This window comes from Pantoea sp. Cy-639 (genome assembly GCF_011752525.1).
Lineage (GTDB): Bacteria > Pseudomonadota > Gammaproteobacteria > Pseudomonadales > Pseudomonadaceae > Aquipseudomonas.
Map to the genome: position 1 here is coordinate 75,959 of NZ_VWXI01000011.1, position 16,079 is coordinate 92,037.

At 65.5% G+C, this 16,079-nt stretch carries 15 protein-coding genes; 11 read left to right on the top strand and 4 right to left on the bottom strand.

What is annotated here, in order from left to right; all coding sequences use genetic code 11:
• Positions 1-14 precede the first annotated feature (14 nt).
• On the top strand, positions 15-1,637 hold the full coding sequence (gene pvdP, locus F3J43_RS14905; RefSeq protein ID WP_166887752.1) for a pyoverdine maturation tyrosinase PvdP: 1,623 nt from the start codon (positions 15-17) through the stop codon (positions 1,635-1,637).
• A 67-nt stretch (positions 1,638-1,704) separates the two neighbouring features.
• Here pvdP and F3J43_RS14910 read toward each other — a convergent pair whose 3' ends face one another.
• The 3 genes from F3J43_RS14910 to F3J43_RS14920 are packed head-to-tail and all read right to left on the bottom strand — an operon-like array spanning position 1,705 to position 6,276.
• A complete protein-coding gene (locus F3J43_RS14910) occupies positions 1,705-3,123 on the bottom strand; it encodes an efflux transporter outer membrane subunit (protein WP_166887755.1) in 1,419 nt (472 codons plus the stop codon).
• A gap of 9 nt (positions 3,124-3,132) precedes the next feature.
• A complete protein-coding gene (locus tag F3J43_RS14915) occupies positions 3,133-5,097 on the bottom strand; it encodes a MacB family efflux pump subunit (RefSeq protein WP_166887758.1) in 1,965 nt (654 codons plus the stop codon).
• Positions 5,098-6,276, bottom strand: a complete 1,179-nt coding sequence (locus F3J43_RS14920) for an efflux RND transporter periplasmic adaptor subunit (protein ID WP_166887761.1) — start codon at positions 6,274-6,276, stop codon at positions 5,098-5,100.
• A 219-nt stretch (positions 6,277-6,495) separates the two neighbouring features.
• Here F3J43_RS14920 and F3J43_RS14925 point away from each other — a divergent pair, with 219 nt between their 5' ends.
• From F3J43_RS14925 to F3J43_RS14945, 5 genes are all read left to right on the top strand, one after another.
• Entirely contained in the window at positions 6,496-6,972 is a 477-nt protein-coding gene (locus tag F3J43_RS14925; RefSeq protein ID WP_166887764.1) for a sigma-70 family RNA polymerase sigma factor, read from the top strand.
• 169 nt (positions 6,973-7,141) lie between these two features.
• A complete protein-coding gene (locus F3J43_RS14930) occupies positions 7,142-7,627 on the top strand; it encodes an ANTAR domain-containing protein (protein WP_166887767.1) in 486 nt (161 codons plus the stop codon).
• Between the two features lie 61 nt (positions 7,628-7,688).
• The gene (locus F3J43_RS14935) at positions 7,689-9,014 is read left to right on the top strand and encodes an MFS transporter (RefSeq protein WP_166887769.1); all 1,326 of its coding nucleotides are present in this window, start codon (positions 7,689-7,691) and stop codon (positions 9,012-9,014) included.
• A 94-nt stretch (positions 9,015-9,108) separates the two neighbouring features.
• The gene (locus F3J43_RS14940) at positions 9,109-9,405 is read left to right on the top strand and encodes a type II toxin-antitoxin system MqsR family toxin (RefSeq protein ID WP_166887773.1); all 297 of its coding nucleotides are present in this window, start codon (positions 9,109-9,111) and stop codon (positions 9,403-9,405) included.
• A gap of 1 nt (position 9,406) precedes the next feature.
• On the top strand, positions 9,407-9,808 hold the full coding sequence (locus F3J43_RS14945; RefSeq protein ID WP_166887777.1) for a type II toxin-antitoxin system MqsA family antitoxin: 402 nt from the start codon (positions 9,407-9,409) through the stop codon (positions 9,806-9,808).
• A 61-nt stretch (positions 9,809-9,869) separates the two neighbouring features.
• Here F3J43_RS14945 and F3J43_RS14950 read toward each other — a convergent pair whose 3' ends face one another.
• Positions 9,870-11,519 carry an electron transfer flavoprotein-ubiquinone oxidoreductase gene (locus F3J43_RS14950; protein ID WP_205297893.1) on the bottom strand — a complete coding sequence of 550 codons (1,650 nt, stop codon included), beginning with the start codon at positions 11,517-11,519 and terminating at the stop codon, positions 9,870-9,872.
• A gap of 558 nt (positions 11,520-12,077) precedes the next feature.
• Between F3J43_RS14950 and F3J43_RS14955 the strand changes: the two genes are divergently transcribed.
• The 5 genes from F3J43_RS14955 to F3J43_RS14975 all read left to right on the top strand — a co-directional run bounded on the left by F3J43_RS14955 (position 12,078) and on the right by F3J43_RS14975 (position 15,997).
• Positions 12,078-12,827 (top strand): electron transfer flavoprotein subunit beta/FixA family protein, encoded by a 750-nt coding sequence (locus F3J43_RS14955; protein ID WP_166887783.1) that lies wholly within the window; start codon positions 12,078-12,080, stop codon positions 12,825-12,827.
• Complete coding sequence (locus F3J43_RS14960) at positions 12,828-13,757, top strand: electron transfer flavoprotein subunit alpha/FixB family protein (RefSeq protein ID WP_166887786.1); 930 nt, start codon at positions 12,828-12,830, stop codon at positions 13,755-13,757.
• 89 nt (positions 13,758-13,846) lie between these two features.
• A complete protein-coding gene (locus F3J43_RS14965; RefSeq protein WP_166887789.1) occupies positions 13,847-14,656 on the top strand; it encodes a substrate-binding periplasmic protein in 810 nt (269 codons plus the stop codon).
• Positions 14,657-14,816: 160 nt separating this feature from the next.
• Entirely contained in the window at positions 14,817-15,191 is a 375-nt protein-coding gene (locus F3J43_RS14970) for a DUF4398 domain-containing protein (protein WP_286184624.1), read from the top strand.
• Positions 15,188-15,997, top strand: a complete 810-nt coding sequence (locus F3J43_RS14975) for an OmpA family protein (RefSeq protein ID WP_166887792.1) — start codon at positions 15,188-15,190, stop codon at positions 15,995-15,997. The genes F3J43_RS14970 and F3J43_RS14975 overlap by 4 nt, the downstream gene beginning before the upstream one ends.
• The last annotated feature ends 82 nt before the right edge of the window (positions 15,998-16,079 follow it).

The following is a 16,079-nucleotide window of genomic DNA, read 5'->3' on the forward strand; positions in this document are numbered from 1 at the left end:
TGGACTGAGGCGCAATGACAATTTCTCGACGAGGATTCATCGCGGGCCTGGCCGTGGCGGGTGCTGCCGGCTCTGCCGCTTACTACGCCCACAGGGAGCTGACCCATGACCCCGAGGATGACATCGTCACCCCGGGGGAGGCGAGCGTGGAACTGGCCGATCCGGCCGGGCAGATCCTGGCCGAGCGCCTGCGTGGCGTATGGGACCTGCGTTTCGAAGGTGTCGATGGCGGTCTCGAAGGCCTGCCGCTCGAGGGTGTCGAGGTGTTTCTCGACGTGGCCACCAAAGGCCGTGGCCTGCGCGGCTTCGTCGACCTTGGCGAGCGCCTGCGTGGTGAAGGCGAGGCAGCCTACCGGGTGCTTGGCGACCTGGTCGGTGCCGGCACTGGCGAAGTGCGCTGGCGTCTGCTCGCCCGTTCGGGCGGGGTGGATTACGAGTGCGTGGCCAAGCTCGACGAAGTCTGGGGCGCGTTCGCCAATGCCGGTAGCGGTACCTTGAGTGGACACCTGCAGCGCCTTGACCGGCCACTGACCCTGCCGTTGCAGGACAACCGCTTCGTCGCGACCAAGCGACCGTTTCCCGAAGCCCGCGAGCGCATCGCCTACACCCCACGGATGCAGGCCTGGGTGATCGGCGCCGAGCACCGTTTGTTCCACCAGTTGTGGCATGCCACCCGGGACAAGTGGCACAAGCTGTCGAAGGACAAGCAGAACGCCCTGCGTGGCCTGGGCTGGCAGCCTGGGCCGCGGGATGTCGAGCGCGATGCCCGGGGCCCGCGCAAGCACCGCAATGGTTCGGGCATCGACTTCTTGTTCATGCACCGGCACATGCTGATGCACGCCCGTACCCTGCAGGACCTGCCGTCGTGGCAGCGCTTTCCGCTGCCGCAGCCGGGCGTCGAGTTCGATCGGGCCGGATTTGCCCGTTATCACGACAACCATGACGGCCATCGGGTGCCACCGGCCTGGCAGGCCCCGGGGGACGATGCCTATGGCCAGTGGGTGGCGGCGATCAAGGCCGGCGAGACGTTCTGCAGCAACTTCCAGGTGTGGGAGTCGCAGTACCAGGATCCGGTTTACCTGTCGCGGTTGTCGTTGGGCGCGTTCGGTTCGGAACTGGAGATGAACCTGCACGATTGGCTGCACATGTGCTGGGCGAGCGTCCCCCGCGATCCGGTCAACGGCGCCCCGGTGCCGTTCGCCCGCGATCCGTCGGACTTCGCCGGGCGCTGGTTCCTGCGTGAGAACGACTTCCTCGGCGATCCGTTCTCGTCCCACGTCAATCCGGTGTTCTGGGGGTTTCATGGCTGGATCGACGACCGCATCGACGACTGGTTCCGTGCCCATGAGCGCTACCATCCCGGCCAGGTCCGGCGCCTGGAAGTCAACGGCGTGCCCTGGTTCGCCCCCGGTCGCTGGGTCGAGGTCGGCGACCCCTGGCTCGGGCCGGACACCCATGGCTGCAGCACCCAGCCCGGCACCCGCCCGGGCAAGTCGGTGGAGATGGATGTCGAGGTCATGAAACTGGCCTTGCGCATCACCTTCGGCCAGGACGACAAGATCGATGGGTTCCTGCGCAAGGTGCCGCAACGGCCTTGGTATGCGCGGCACCTGTCGATGAAGAACATCCTGTCCTGAGCCGGGCGGGCTCGTCCTTCGTGGTAGCGGGCCGGTGTGGGTAGCGCCTGGAGAGGCCCAGGGCTGCTCACCGATCCGGCAGCGCCTGGGCGATCTCCCAGCCACCTCCCAGCGCCTTGTACAGTGCCACGCTGCCCTGCAACCGGGCCAGGCGCAACTGCGCTTGCTGATCCTGGGCCAGGTACAAGGTGCGCTGGGTCTCCAGCACGCTGAGCAGTGTCTCGGCGCCAGCGGCATAACGCTGCTGGGCCAGGTCGAAGGCGATGCGGGCCTGTGCCACTTCCTGGTTCTGCCAGCGACGCTGGTGCTCCACGCCATCGATCGCGTTCAGCGCTTTCTCCACATCGGCGAAACCGGCGAGGATGCTGGCGCGGTAGTCCTCCAGCAACTCTTGCTGCTGGGCCCGGGCCAACGCTCGGGCGGCAGCCAGGCGGCCCTTGTCGAAGACCGGCGCGAGCAGGCCGGCGGTCAGGGTATGGTAGGGGCTGTCGAGCAGGTTGGAGAAGGTTCGCGCGCCGCTGCCCAGTTCCGCGCCGAGCAGCAGCCTTGGCAGCATGGCGGCTCTGGCCACCTGGACATTGGCGCTGGCGGCGGCCAGGCGTGCCTCGGCCGCGGCGATGTCGGGGCGGCGCTGCAGCAGGTCGCTGGGCACGCCGCTGTCGATTGCCGGCCAGCGCAGGCTGTCGAGCGATTGCTGTGCCACGGACAGGCGCTGCACCGGTTCGCCGAGCAAGGTGGCGAGGGTCACGCGGTTGTCCTGGCGACGCTGCGCGAGCAGCGGCAATTGACGTTGCTGGGCGGCCACCAGGCTGCGTTGCTGGGCCAGTTCGAGGCGGGTGGCCGAACCTGAGCGCTCACGGGTCTCGACCAGCTTCAGCACATCCTCGGCGTTGGCCAGGTTGAGCTGGGCGATGCGCAACCGCTCGTCCAGGGCCAGACCCTGCAGATAACTGTCGGCCACGGCGCCGAGCAGCGTCAGTTCTACGGTCTGGCGCTCGAAGCGGCTGGCGTCGAGGCTACGCAGGGCGCTGTCGCGGGCGGCCTGCAGGCCGCCCCAGAAATCGATCTCGTAGCTGGCGCTCAGGCGTGTGCCGAACGACGTGGTGGTGCGTTGGCCACGGCTGCTGTCGAGCGCGTCGCTGTCCTGACCGTGCAGCAGGTGCTGACGCTTGCCGTCCAGGCCCAGGCGCAGCTCGGGCCACAAGGGCGCGCCGGCCATCACCGCGCTGGCCTGGGCCTGGCGCACCCGTGCCGCGGCAGCGGCCAGCTCATGGCTGTTGTCGCGGGCGCGTTGGATCAACTGGTCCAGCTCAGGGCTGGCGAAGGCGCGCCACCATTGGCGTTCTGGCCAGGAGGGGGGCAGGGCGTTGCCCGCCTGCCAGGCTGCGGGGGGCTGGATGCCTGCTGAGGGCGCCAGCGGGGTGCTGGCGCAGGCAGCGAGGCAGAGGCACAGGGACAACAAGCTGATACGGCTGGGCATGGGCATGGGCATGGTTCATTCGCTGGTAAGGGCTTTGACCGGATCGAGGCGCGCGGCCTTGCGCGCCGGCATGAAACCGAACACCACGCCGGTGAGTACCGCGCAGGTGAAGGCGCCGAGGATCGCTGCCGGGGTAAAGGCGACGCTGATGCCGGCCAGCAGCAGGCCGCCACCGATGCACAAGGCCAGGACAATGCCGGTGACACCTCCCAGCATCGACAGCAACACCGCCTCGCTGAGGAACTGGCGCAGGATGTCGCGCTGGCGGGCGCCGGTGGCCATGCGGATGCCGATCTCGCGAGTGCGCTCGCGCACGGTCATGAGCATGATGTTCATCACGCCGATGCCGCCGACCAGCAGGGAGATCGCCGCAATCGCCCCGAGCATCAGCGACAGGCTGTTCTGGGTGCGCGCCTCGGCCTGGATCAGCGCAGCGTCGTTGGTCAGTTCGAAGTCGTGCTTGCCCTGGTGGCGCTGGCGCAGCAGGCGGTCGATGGCCGCCTCGGTCTCGTCGACCCGGCCCGAGTCGTGAGCGGCGATGGCGACGTACTCCGGGTCGCGCCCGCCGAACAGGCGGATGGCGGCGGCCCAGTAGGGCACGACGATGCGCTCGTCGCTGTCCTCGCTGCCCGAGCTTGCGCCCTTGCCGGCGAGCACGCCGATCACCTGGAACGGCACGTTGCCGATCAGCAGGTACTGGCCGAGCGGATCGCGGTGTTCGCCGAACATCTTGCTGCGGACCTTCTGGCCGATCACCGCCACGGCGGCGCCGCTGGCCTCGTCGGCCTCGCTGTAGAAGCTGCCGTGCACCACCGGCCAGTTGAAGACCTCGGGAAACCAGGTGTTGTTGCCGCCCACGTAGAACGGCTGGCTGTTGTTGCCCTGACGCACCATCAGCTTGCCGCCGATCACCGGCATGACGTGGCGCACCTGGGGCAATTCGCCGATGGCCGCGACATCGTCGAGGGTGACGATGCCGGCCGGCTCACGCGCAGTGGCATGCTTGCCGTTGAGGTAGAGAATGTTCGAACCGAAGGCGGCCATCTGCGCCATCACCTGGCGCTTGCTGCCTTCGCCGACCGCCAGCATGACCACCACCGAGGCCACGCCGATGACGATGCCGAGCAGGGTCAGGGCGGTACGGAAACGGTTGATCCACATGAGCCGCCAGGCGGCTTGCAGTGCTTCGAGCAACTCGCCTTTCCAGGCGCCGCGCAAGGTGGCGCCGCGATCCAGGCGCTGGCGCAGCTCGCCGGCCTGCAGTTGCTGCACAGGCTGGAGCACTGGCTGCACGCTGGCCGAATCGCCCACCACCTCACCGTCGCGTACTTCGATCACCCGTCTGGCACGTGCCGCGACTTCGCGGTCATGGGTGATAAGGATGATCACGTGGCCCTGGCTGGCCAGTTCGTCGAGCAGGCTCATCACTTCGGCGCCGCTGTGACTGTCCAGTGCGCCGGTAGGTTCGTCGGCAAGGATGATGTGGCCGCCGTTCATCAAGGCCCGGGCGATCGACACACGTTGCTGCTGGCCGCCGGAGAGCTGGTGCGGGCGGTTGCCGGTACGGCTGGCCAGGCCCAGGCGTTCGAGCAGGGCCAGGGCCCGTGCATGGCGCGCGGCCGGTGGCGTGCCGGCATAGATGGCCGGCATCTCGACGTTCTCCCGGGCCGAGGCGGATGCAATCAGGTGGTAGCCCTGGAACACGAAACCGAAGGCCTCGCGGCGCAGCCAGGCCAGTTCGTCGCTGTCCAGTGCCGCCACGTCGCGGCCGGCGAAGCGGTACTGGCCGCTGCTGGGGCGGTCGAGGCAGCCGAGGATGTTCATCAGCGTCGATTTGCCGGAGCCCGAGGCGCCGACGATGGCGACGAATTCGCCGGGGTGGATGCGCAGGTCGATGCCGCGCAGTACCTCGACCTTCGGCGAGTCGATGCCGCCGTAGGCCTTGCGGATGTCGCACAGTTCGATCAGGGGCGTGCTCATTCAGCCTCCACTGCTGGCGGGGGCGCCGATCACCAGCCGTTCGCCTTCGCGCAGGCCGTCGAGGACCTGCACCCGCAGGCGGTCGCTCAGGCCGGTGCGCACCTGGCGCGCCTCGATCCGGCCATCGGCAGCGAGCACCTGGGCCAGGTGCAGGCCATCGCCGGGGGCCTCGTCCAGGGCCGCCAGCGGCACGCTGAGCACCTGGCTGGCCTGGCCGGCGACGAAGAACACCTGGGTGGTCATCTCGGCCATCAGCGCGCCGTCGGGGTTGTCGACATCGAGCAGCACCGTGTACTGCACCACCTTGCCGGCGGCGCTGCCGGCACTGGCGCTGGCTGGGCTGCCGCTACCCTGGCCGGCCTGCTCGAGGGGCTTGGGCGGTACCGGCAGGATCTGTCTGACCTGGCTGTTCCAGCGACGCTTGCCGCCGGCCAGGGTGGTGAAGTAGGCGCGCATGCCTGGCTTGACCTTGCCGATATCGGCCTCCGACACCTGGGCCCAGACGGTCATTGGAGACAACCGGGCGATCCGCAGGATCAACGGCGTTTGCTGTTGGGCGTTGAGGGTCTGGCCTTCGCGGGCGTCGACCGCCACCACGGTGCCGTCCATCGGCGCGTAGATGCGCGTGTAGCCGAGTTCCGCCTCGGCGCTGCGCAGGTTGGCCTGGGCCTCGAGGATCTGGGCCTGGAACCGGTCGATGCGGGCCTGGGTCACCTTGAGCTGGGCCTCGGCGGCCTGCAGGTCTTCCTGGCGGGTGGCGCCGGCATCGGCCAGTTCGCGCTGGCGCTGGTGCTGCTGGCGTGCCAGGCGCAGGTTGGCGCGCTGCTCGGCGAGCTGGGCCTTGAGGTTCTCGATCGAATAGCGCCCGGCGTCGAGCCGGGCCTGCTGGGTGGACGGATCGATTTCCACCAGCAGTTGGCCCTGGCGCACCGGCTCGCCAGCCTCCACATGCAGCTTGCGGATCTGCCCGGAGGCCTGGGCGCCGACATCGACGTAGCGCCGTGGCTGCAGGGTGCCCAGGGCGGTCACGCTGCTTTCGATATCGGCCCGGGTCACCGCCACGGTGCTGATGGACTTGCCGCCGAAGGGCAGGCCCTTGAGGGCCAGCAGGCTGCCCAGGCCGAGCAGGCCCAGGCTGGTGAGCAACAGTCTGCGGCGCAGGATGTGGGTGCGTGTCATACGAGCTTCCAGCCGGAGAAGGTGGCCGAGGGCGGCCAGCGGCACGTGCTCGGGGTGCCAGTTAGACGAAGGGCAGATGGGCGGATTTAGCCGATGGCGGGGGAGGTGGGGCGGTGTGTTGCTGAGAATAATTATAATTTGTAAGATCGCACCCTGATATCAGCCAGACCCACTGCCCATGCCTGCCAGCGCTTGCGCAGGGACACGCCAGGTGCCGTCGTGGAACATTACTATCGCGAGTTGGTGAGCTTCCTTAGCGCACGCCTGGGTAACCGGCAGGCGGCGGAGGATGTTGCCCATGACGCCTATCTGCGGGTGCTGGAGCGTGGCGAGGGCGAGCAGATCGAGCACCCGCGTGCCTTCCTCTATCGCACGGCGTTGAACCTGGTGATCGATCGTCATCGACGGCAACAGGTGCGCCAGGTCGAACCCCTCGAAGTGCTGGATCACGACGAGCGCTGGCACAGCCCGGCACCGACCCAGCACATGCAGCTCGACCAGCGCCTGGCGCTGATGCAGCGGGCCTTGGACGAACTTGCCCCGGTGTGCCGGGACAGCTTCCTGCTACGCAAGCTCGACGGCCTGTCCCATCCGCAGATTGCCGAGCGCCTGGGCATTTCCCGCAGCCTGGTGGAGAAGCACATCGTCAACGCCATGAAGCATTGCCGAGTGCGCATGCGCCAGTGGGAGTCCTGAACGCGGCGTCAAGGCGGGGTGAAAAATTCCTGTGCTGGCCACTTGATTTCCAGATGTTTCAGGGCAACTATCAATAAAGACCCCGTCCGGGCCTCGCCCGTCGTTTGCCTGCATTGGCGCAGTATGGTCATGGAGTTGCCTTGATCACCTTGCTGACCAGGTCTGAACGATGCCGAACAAATCCATGCGCATCCTCATCGCTGACGAGTACCCCGACCAGCGCCTGCAGCTGGAAAAGCTGCTCAATGGCCTGGGCTACTACCGCATCGCGCCGGTAGAGAGCTTCGGCGACCTGCAACGCCTGGTACACAGTGCCTTGCAACCGTTCAACCTGCTGCTGGGCAACATCGAGCTGGCCAGCCGTGTCGGTGTCGACCTGGCCCGTTTCTGCCGGGTCAGCCCGCAGGTCCAGCATGCGCTGCTGTACCATTCCCGCCAGTTGAAGATACCGTCCGTGCCACAGGGTGAGCGCCAGGCAGTCAGTGTCAGTCTGCCGCGCGCGCCGGATGCAGAGGCGCTGGAGTCGTTCATGGCGATCATCGACCAGCCAGTGCTGGTCGGCCTATTGTCCTTGCCACTGGGCGTGTCCACCGGCCACCTGAAGGTGCGGCGGTCATTGAACTACACCGACCCCTTGTTCAGCCGTACTCCCTGATCCGCGACAGCGTGCTGTTTTGCTATCCTCTTGGCCTTTTGCCGAGCCGCGGAACCTGCCCATGACTGCCATCGATACCGCCTGCCCGTCGCGTTTGAGCCGCGCCGACCACCGGACCCTGGGGTTGGCGGCGCTGGGTGGTGCCCTGGAAATCTACGATTTCATCATCTTCGTGTTCTTCGCGCTGACCCTCAGCCAGCTGTTCTTTCCGCCCGAGATGCCCGAATGGCTGCGCCTGCTGCAGAGCTTCGGCATCTTCGTCACCGGTTACCTGGCACGCCCGCTCGGCGGCATCCTCATGGCCCATTTCGCCGATCACCTGGGGCGCAAGCGGGTGTTCAGCCTGAGCATCCTGATGATGGCCCTGCCATGCCTGTTGATCGGGGTGATGCCGACCTACGCCGACATCGGCTATGCCGCGCCCTTGATCCTGCTGGCCCTGCGCATCCTCCAGGGGGCCGCGGTCGGCGGCGAGGTGCCCAGTGCCTGGACCTTCGTCGCCGAGCACGCGCCGCCTGGACGGCGTGGTTACGCACTGGGCTTCCTGCAGGCGGGGCTGACCTTCGGCTATCTGCTCGGCGCCTTGACCGCGACACTGCTGGCGCAGGTGTTCACGCCCCAGGAGATCCTGGACTATGCCTGGCGCTACCCGTTCCTGCTGGGCGGCGTGTTCGGGGTCATTGGCGTCTGGTTGCGCCGCTGGCTGAGCGAGACCCCGGTATTCCTGGCGCTGCGCGCGCAACAGGCGCAGCCGGTGGCGTTCCCGCTGCGCAGCGTGCTGGGCCGGCATCGTCGGGCGCTGATGCCGGCGGCGCTGCTGACCTGCGTGCTGACCTCGGCGGTGGTGGTACTGGTGGTGATCACGCCGACCGTGATGCAGCAGCGCTTTGCCATGGGGGCCGGGCAGACCTTTGCCTTGAGCAGCGTGGGTATCGTCTTTCTCAATCTTGGCTGCGTGCTGGCCGGTTTGCTGGTGGACCGCATCGGCGCCTGGCGCGCCCTGATGATCTACAGCCTGCTGCTGCCACTGGGGATCGGCGTGTTGTATGCCAACCTGGTGGGGCAGTGGAGCATGGCCTGGCTGGCCTACGCGCTGGCGGGGCTGTCCTGTGGCGTGGTGGGGGTGGTGCCGTCGGTGATGGTCGGGCTGTTCCCGGCCGAGATTCGTGTGTCGGGCATCTCCTTCACCTATAACGTTGCCTATGCATTGTGGGCCAGCACCACGCCGCTGGCGTTGATCGCGCTGATGCCGTGGAGCCCGTGGGTGTGTGTCGGCTTCTGTCTGGCCATGGGCGCGGTCGGGCTGCTGACAGCACTGTATTTCGGGCGGCGCGAGCCTTTGTCGTTCGGCGCGGAGTCGATGCCGCTCATGTGTGGTGACAAATGAGGCGGTAAGGCTTGCGGGGCGGTGAGGCAGACTTCCGGGCGTAGGGTATTGGAATAACCTATTAGCCAAAAATAACCTGGAAGGTTAATTTCTCATGGAAAAGAGAACGCCTCATTGCCCGCTGGAACGGGTGCGCCTGCTACTGCGGCAGGGCCGATTCGGCATGACCCGTGAGGCGAGCCGTAGTGCCGCCTTGATGGGGTTGCACTCCAGAGACGTGATCGAAGTCGTTCAGGCTTTGTGTCCCGGTGATTTCCATAAAAGCATGACGACTTACGCTGATCACCGTACCTGGCAGGATGTCTACCGCCCCCGGACTGCCATCGGCAGGGTGTATCTCAAACTGATGGTGGTAGAGGGTGTGCTGATCGTTTCCTTCAAGGAGCTTTGAAATGAAATGTCCAATTTGTGGGGGGGCAGAGCTGGTTGCAGACGCTCAGGACATGCCTTACCGGTACAAGGGCGAATCGACGGTCATTCCTGCTGTTTTCGGTGACTATTGTCCTGCGTGCGGCGAAGCCGTCCTGGGCATGGAGGAGGCGGCGCGTATCAGTGACGTGATGCTGTCTTTCAATAAGCGGGTCAATGCTGACTTGGTCGACCCAGGCTTCATCGCCGCCGTGCGTCGCAAGTTCGATCTCGACCAGCGTGAGGCTGGCGAGATCTTCGGCGGGGGAGTGAACGCTTTCTCCCGCTACGAGAACGGCAAGACCCAGCCTCCGGTAGCACTGATCAAGTTGTTCAAGTTGCTCGACCGTCACCCGGAACTGTTCGAAGAAGTGCGAACCGCCTGAAACGAAGAAGCCCCCGGACCTTGCGGCCTGGGGGCTTCTTCTTGCCGCGCGGGCAGGGCGCTTACATGTTCGGATAATTCGGCCCGCCCGCGCCTTCAGGGGTGACCCAGGTGATGTTCTGGGCCGGGTCCTTGATGTCGCAGGTCTTGCAGTGCACGCAGTTCTGCGCGTTGATCTGGAAGCGCTTGTTGCCGTCTTCCTGGGTAACCACCTCGTAGACGCCCGCCGGGCAGTAGCGCTGCGCCGGTTCGTCGTACAGCGGCAAGTTGCTGGCGATCGGGATGTTCGGATCGGTCAGCTTCAGGTGGCAGGGTTGTTCCTCTTCATGGTTGGTGCTGGAGAGGAATACCGAGCTGAGCTTGTCGAAGCTGAGCTTGCCGTCCGGTTTTGGGTAGTCGATCTTCTGCGCGTCCGCCGCCAGCTTCAGGCAGGCATAGTCCGGCTTAGTGTCGTGCAGGGTGAACGGCAACTTGCCGCCGAACCAGTTCTGGTCGACATAGTTGAATGCCGCGCCGAGGATCGGGCCGAACTTGTGCATGGCCGGGCCGAAGTTGCGGCTGGCGTACAGCTCTTCATACAGCCAGCTGGCCTTGAAGGCGCTGACATAGCCATCGAGCTGGTTGCCACCCTCGCTGCCGGCGATCAGCGCGTCGGCCACCGCGTCGGCGGCGAGCATGCCCGATTTCATCGCGGTGTGGCTGCCCTTGATCTTGGCGAAGTTCAGGGTGCCCAGGTCGCAGCCGATCAGCGCGCCGCCGTTGAACACCATCTTCGGCAGCGAGTTCAGGCCACCCTTGCAGATGGCGCGGGCGCCGTAGCTGATGCGCTTGCCGCCTTCGAGGTACTGGCTGAGCACCGGGTGGTGCTTCAGGCGCTGGAATTCGTCGAACGGCGACAGGTACGGGTTGGCATAGGACAGGTCGACGATCAGGCCGACCACTACCTGGTTGTTCTCCAGGTGGTAGAGGAACGAACCGCCGGTGTTCTCGGCGCTCATCACGTCCAGCGGCCAACCGGCGGTGTGCACCACCAGGCCTTGCTCGTGCTTGGCCGGATCGATCTCCCAGATTTCCTTGAGGCCGATGCCGTAGTGCTGGACGTCGGAGGCGTTGTCCAGGTCGAAGCGCTTGATCAGCTGCTTGCCGATATGGCCGCGGCAGCCTTCGGCGAACAGGGTGTACTTGGCGCGCAGTTCCATGCCAGGGGTATACAGGCCGTCCTTCGGATTGCCTTCGCGGTCGACACCCAGGTCACCCGTGACGATGCCGCGGACCACGCCGTTTTCATCGAACAGCGCTTCCTGGGCGGCGAAGCCTGGGTAGATCTCCACGCCCAGGTTCTCGGCCTGCTGGGCCAGCCAGCGGCACAGGTTGCCCAGCGAGATAATGTAGTTGCCCTGGTTGTGCATGGTCTTGGGCACGAACAGGTCCGGGACCTTGGTCGAACTGCCGGCATCCTTGAGTACATAGATGTCGTCACGCTTCACTTCGGTGTTCAGCGGCGCACCCATGGCCTTCCAGTCGGGGAACAATTCGTTCAGCGCACGGGGCTCGAACACCGCGCCGGAGAGGATGTGGGCGCCGACTTCGGAGCCTTTCTCGACCACGCAGACGCTGATCTCGCTACCGGCTTCGGCGGCCTTCTGCTTCAGGCGGCAGGCGGCGGACAGGCCCGCCGGGCCTGCGCCGACGATGACCACGTCGAATTCCATGTATTCGCGTTCCACAGGTTCTCTCCTACTCAAGGCTCATCGCTGTTGCTGGTCTTTTATGGGTGTTCACGGTCACGCGCGGCGTGCAGCTGCTGTAGCTGCGCAGGCGACGGACTACACCGTTTTGTCTTGGCCGCGCATTATATCTACACCACTTGGCGGGTCCAATACAAACGTTTGTTTGAATTTGCCGGAGGCCCGTAAAATCACAGGTGGGCGGCTGGAGGCTGGCCAATTTGCCGTATTGACCGGATTGGGTGTTACGGTCAAGATACGAGCGCTTTCGCGTTCGCCGTAGGCTGACCGTCGGGCGCAGGTGCACCCCTAAAGACCAGGCGTAGAGCAGGGTTTACGGGCCGGATCGGGTCTTGTAGTGGAGTCTACACGCCACGACAGAAAATGACTCGCGGGTTTTGCCCGTGAAGGTCGGGACAGGACTGATCGGTCACTTGAACATTGCCGGTGTCGACACGTTTTTAGAGGTGCCCTTGTACCCACGCGCATTCGCCGGGCAGTCCCCAGGCGATCTTCTTTTCACCGGAGAGTAACGAGGAATCCATGAAGGTTCTTGTAGCTGTCAAACGAGTGGTCGACTACAACGTCAAGGTTCGCGTCAAGGCGGACAACTCCGGCGTCGACCTTGCAAACGTCAAGATGTCCATGAACCCCTTCTGCGAAATCGCCGTGGAAGAAGCCGTCCGCCTGAAAGAGAAGGGCGTGGCGAGTGAAATCGTCGTCGTCAGCATCGGCCCGACTGCCGCCCAGGAGCAACTGCGTACCGCGCTGGCACTGGGTGCCGACCGCGCGATCCTGGTCGAAGCTGCTGACGAGCTGAACTCCCTGGCCGTGGCCAAGGCGCTGAAAGCCGTTGTCGACAAGGAGCAGCCGCAACTGGTCATCCTCGGCAAGCAGGCCATCGACAGCGACAACAACCAGACTGGCCAGATGCTGGCCGCGCTGACCGGCTTCGCCCAGGGCACCTTCGCCTCCAAGGTCGAGGTTGCCGGCGACAAGGTCAACGTCACCCGTGAGATCGATGGTGGCCTGCAGACCGTCGCGCTGAACCTGCCGGCGATCGTCACCACCGACCTGCGCCTGAACGAGCCGCGCTACGCGTCGCTGCCGAACATCATGAAGGCCAAGAAGAAGCCGCTGGAGACTGTCACTCCGGATGCGCTGGGCGTCTCCATCGCCTCCACCACCAAGACCCTGAAGGTTGAAGCCCCGGCTGCCCGCAGCGCCGGTATCAAGGTCAAGTCGGTGGCCGAACTGGTCGAGAAGCTGAAGAACGAAGCGAAGGTAATCTAAATGACTATCCTGGTTGTCGCTGAACACGAAAACGGTGCCGTAGCCCCGGCCACCCTGAACACTGTCGCCGCTGCCGCCAAGATCGGTGGTGATATCCACGTGCTGGTCGCTGGCCAGAACGTCGGTGGCGTTGCCGAGTCCGCCGCCAAGATCGCCGGCGTTGCCAAGGTGCTGGTCGCCGACAATGCGGCCTACGCCCACGCCCTGCCGGAAAACGTCGCGCCACTGCTGGTCGAGCTGGCCAAGGGCTACAGCCACGTGCTGGCCCCGGCCACCACCAATGGCAAGAACATCCTGCCGCGCGTCGCTGCGCTGCTGGACGTCGACCAGATCTCCGAGATCATCGCGGTCGAATCCGCCGATACCTTCAAGCGTCCGATCTACGCCGGTAACGCCATCGCTACCGTGCAGTCGAGCGCTGCCGTCAAGGTCATCACCGTGCGCACCACCGGCTTCGACGCCGTCGCCGCCGAAGGTGGCTCGGCCGCTGTCGAAGCGGTTGCCGCTGCCCACGACGCCGGCAAGTCGGCCTTCGTCAACGAAGAGCTGGCCAAGTCCGATCGTCCTGAGTTGACCGCCGCCAAGATCGTCGTTTCCGGCGGTCGCGGCATGGGCAACGGTGACAACTTCAAGCACCTGTACGCCCTGGCCGACAAGCTCGGTGCCGCGGTCGGTGCCTCGCGCGCCGCGGTCGACGCTGGCTTCGTGCCAAACGACATGCAGGTCGGCCAGACCGGCAAGATCGTCGCGCCTCAGCTGTACATCGCCGTCGGTATCTCCGGCGCGATCCAGCACTTGGCTGGCATGAAGGACTCGAAAGTGATCGTCGCGATCAACAAGGACGAGGAGGCCCCGATCTTCCAGGTGGCCGACTATGGCCTGGTCGCCGATCTGTTCGAAGCGGTTCCGGAGCTGGAAAAGCTGGTCTGATCCGCCTGCTTCACTTATAAAGAACCCGGTTCGCCCTTGGCGGACCGGGTTTTTTTATGGCGCTCGCGCCAAGGTCGGGGAGTGGTTGCATGGTGTTGCATAGGAGCAAGGGAGGGCTGGTCCTGGTACTGGCGCTGCTGTCGGCCCCGGCGTGGGCGGTGGGCAAGTGCGAGCGCCTGGTGGCTACCGGCAGCCCGGATGCCCCGCCGTATTCCTGGCAGGACCCAGAGGATCCGAAACACCTGATCGGCGCCAATGTCGACCTGCTGCGCCAGGTGGCGGGGTCGCTGGGGCTCAAGGTCGAGGTCCTGCATGCGGGCAAGCGCGAGCAGGCGCTGGAAGAGGTCCGCAGCGGGCGCATGGACCTGCTGCTCGACACGCCGATGCAGGTTGCCCAGCTGACCGCCCTGGACTATATCCACCCGGCCTTGCAACTCAACGAGTACCTGGTCTGGACTCGGCACGACAGTCCGCTCGAATTCAGCGGTCCCGCCGACCTTGCCCGTTACCGGGGCAGCTTGTCGGAGAAGGCGCGCCTGACGCCGGCCTTCGACGCCTTCGCCAAGGCCCAGCTGCAGCTCGAGCCGGCGCAGAACCTCACGCAAGCCTTCCAGAAGCTGGTGCTCGGCCAGGTCGACTATGCGCTTGCCGGACGCTATGCCGGGATGGCCATGGCCCAGAGCCTCGGGGTAGGCGATGACCTGGTCGGCCGTGGCCTGCCAGTCGATCGGCCGGGACTGTACCTGGCGGTGTCGCACAACTCGGCATGCAATGACAGCTGGTTGCGTGGGCAGTTGGCACAGAAACTCACTGAGCTGCCGATTTCCGGCGCCACCGAGGCGGTGCTGCAGCGCAATGTCGAGCGCTGGAAGGCGCAGATGCAGCCGGTTGCTCGCTGACCGACGCTGCAGATTGGCGGTGCTGAGCTGTCTCGGCGTCTGGATGGCGCATGCGGATGCTCGCTCCTGGCTTTACCGAGGCCAAAGAAAGGTTACTATTGCCGCTTTGCCCGCGAGCCATCCGCGGGCCCTGTCATCAAGCGCAAGAGGCTCAAACGGCTTGAATACACCCTTCTCATCCCAGGCTCCTCGGGCATTGGCCCTGGCCCTGGCTTTCGTCGGTCTCGCCGGCTGCGCCAACGACCCGGCGCCCAATGAACAGTTGCGTCTGTCGGAACAGGCGCTGGAGCAGGCCAAGGCAGTCGGTGCCAATGAACAGGTGCCGGCATTCAAGCTGGCCGAGGACAAGCTGGAGCGGGCCAAGAGCAACATGATCAGCGAAAGCTACCGCGACGCGCGCATGCGTGCCGAGCAGGCCGAGCTCGATGCGCGCCTGGCCGAGGCGCAGGTGCTGACGCAGAAGAGCGACGAGCAGCTGCAATTGCTGCAGTCGAGGGTCAAGCGCCTGCGCAAGCAGTTGGAGGTGCAGCCATGAGCCGTATCAAGGCGATGTCCGCGCTGGCCCTGCTCGCGCTGGTCGGGTTGCAGGGGTGCGCCAGCCAGCGCAGCGCATCGGCGCTGGATGAAGCCAATGCCGCCTTCCTCAAGGTCAAGGACGATTCCGATGTGCTGCGCAGTGCGCCGCGTGACGTGATCCGTGCTGGCGAATCGCTGGCGCGGGCCGAGCGCCTTGCCGGCTATGTCGGTACGGGCAGTGATGTGCGCCACTATGCCTACCTGAGCCAGCGTTACAGCGAGATTGCTCGCGAGCACGCCAAGCTGGCGCTGAACCAGGAGCGCCTGGCCAAGCTCGACCTGGAGCGACAGCGCCTGCAGTTGGGGTTGCGCGAGGCCAAGCTGGCCAGCGTGCAGCAGCAAGGCAAGTTCGTCGAGGCGCAGATCGTCGCCATGGCTTCGGAGCAGGCTGATCGTGGCCTGGTCATGACCTTGGGGGATGTACTGTTCGATACCGGTGAGGCCGAGCTGAAGAATTCGGCCAGCCGCACCGTGCTCAAGCTGGTGCAGTTCCTGCAGCTCAATCCGCGGCGCGTGGTGCGTATCGAAGGCTATACCGACAGCACCGGCACGCCTGAGGACAACGTGCGGCTATCCCGGGAGCGGGCCCAGTCGGTGGCCGACATGCTGGCGGACCTGGGCGTCGACGAGAAGCGTATCCTGGTCGAGGGTTATGGCGACCAGTATCCGGTGGAGGCCAATGCCTCTGAGCGGGGCAGGGCGCAGAATCGCCGGGTCGAGATCGTGTTCTCCGACGACAAGGGCAAGCTCGCGCCGGCGCGCTGAGGCCGGGCATCCCGATCGCAGGGCAAACTCCTTCCATGGCGTCGCGTGAGGTGGGGTTGCGCTGCGATCGGCGGATACGCGT

Coding starts and splice junctions, on each gene's coding strand:
- pvdP (WP_166887752.1), top strand. CDS start 15: ATGACAATTTCTCGACGAGGATTCATCGCGGGCCTGGCCGTGGCGGGT.
- F3J43_RS14910 (WP_166887755.1), bottom strand. CDS start 3,123: ATGCCCATGCCCAGCCGTATCAGCTTGTTGTCCCTGTGCCTCTGCCTC.
- F3J43_RS14915 (WP_166887758.1), bottom strand. CDS start 5,097: ATGAGCACGCCCCTGATCGAACTGTGCGACATCCGCAAGGCCTACGGC.
- F3J43_RS14920 (WP_166887761.1), bottom strand. CDS start 6,276: ATGACACGCACCCACATCCTGCGCCGCAGACTGTTGCTCACCAGCCTG.
- F3J43_RS14930 (WP_166887767.1), top strand. CDS start 7,142: ATGCCGAACAAATCCATGCGCATCCTCATCGCTGACGAGTACCCCGAC.
- F3J43_RS14935 (WP_166887769.1), top strand. CDS start 7,689: ATGACTGCCATCGATACCGCCTGCCCGTCGCGTTTGAGCCGCGCCGAC.
- F3J43_RS14940 (WP_166887773.1), top strand. CDS start 9,109: ATGGAAAAGAGAACGCCTCATTGCCCGCTGGAACGGGTGCGCCTGCTA.
- F3J43_RS14945 (WP_166887777.1), top strand. CDS start 9,407: ATGAAATGTCCAATTTGTGGGGGGGCAGAGCTGGTTGCAGACGCTCAG.
- F3J43_RS14950 (WP_205297893.1), bottom strand. CDS start 11,519: ATGGAATTCGACGTGGTCATCGTCGGCGCAGGCCCGGCGGGCCTGTCC.
- F3J43_RS14955 (WP_166887783.1), top strand. CDS start 12,078: ATGAAGGTTCTTGTAGCTGTCAAACGAGTGGTCGACTACAACGTCAAG.
- F3J43_RS14960 (WP_166887786.1), top strand. CDS start 12,828: ATGACTATCCTGGTTGTCGCTGAACACGAAAACGGTGCCGTAGCCCCG.
- F3J43_RS14965 (WP_166887789.1), top strand. CDS start 13,847: ATGGTGTTGCATAGGAGCAAGGGAGGGCTGGTCCTGGTACTGGCGCTG.
- F3J43_RS14975 (WP_166887792.1), top strand. CDS start 15,188: ATGAGCCGTATCAAGGCGATGTCCGCGCTGGCCCTGCTCGCGCTGGTC.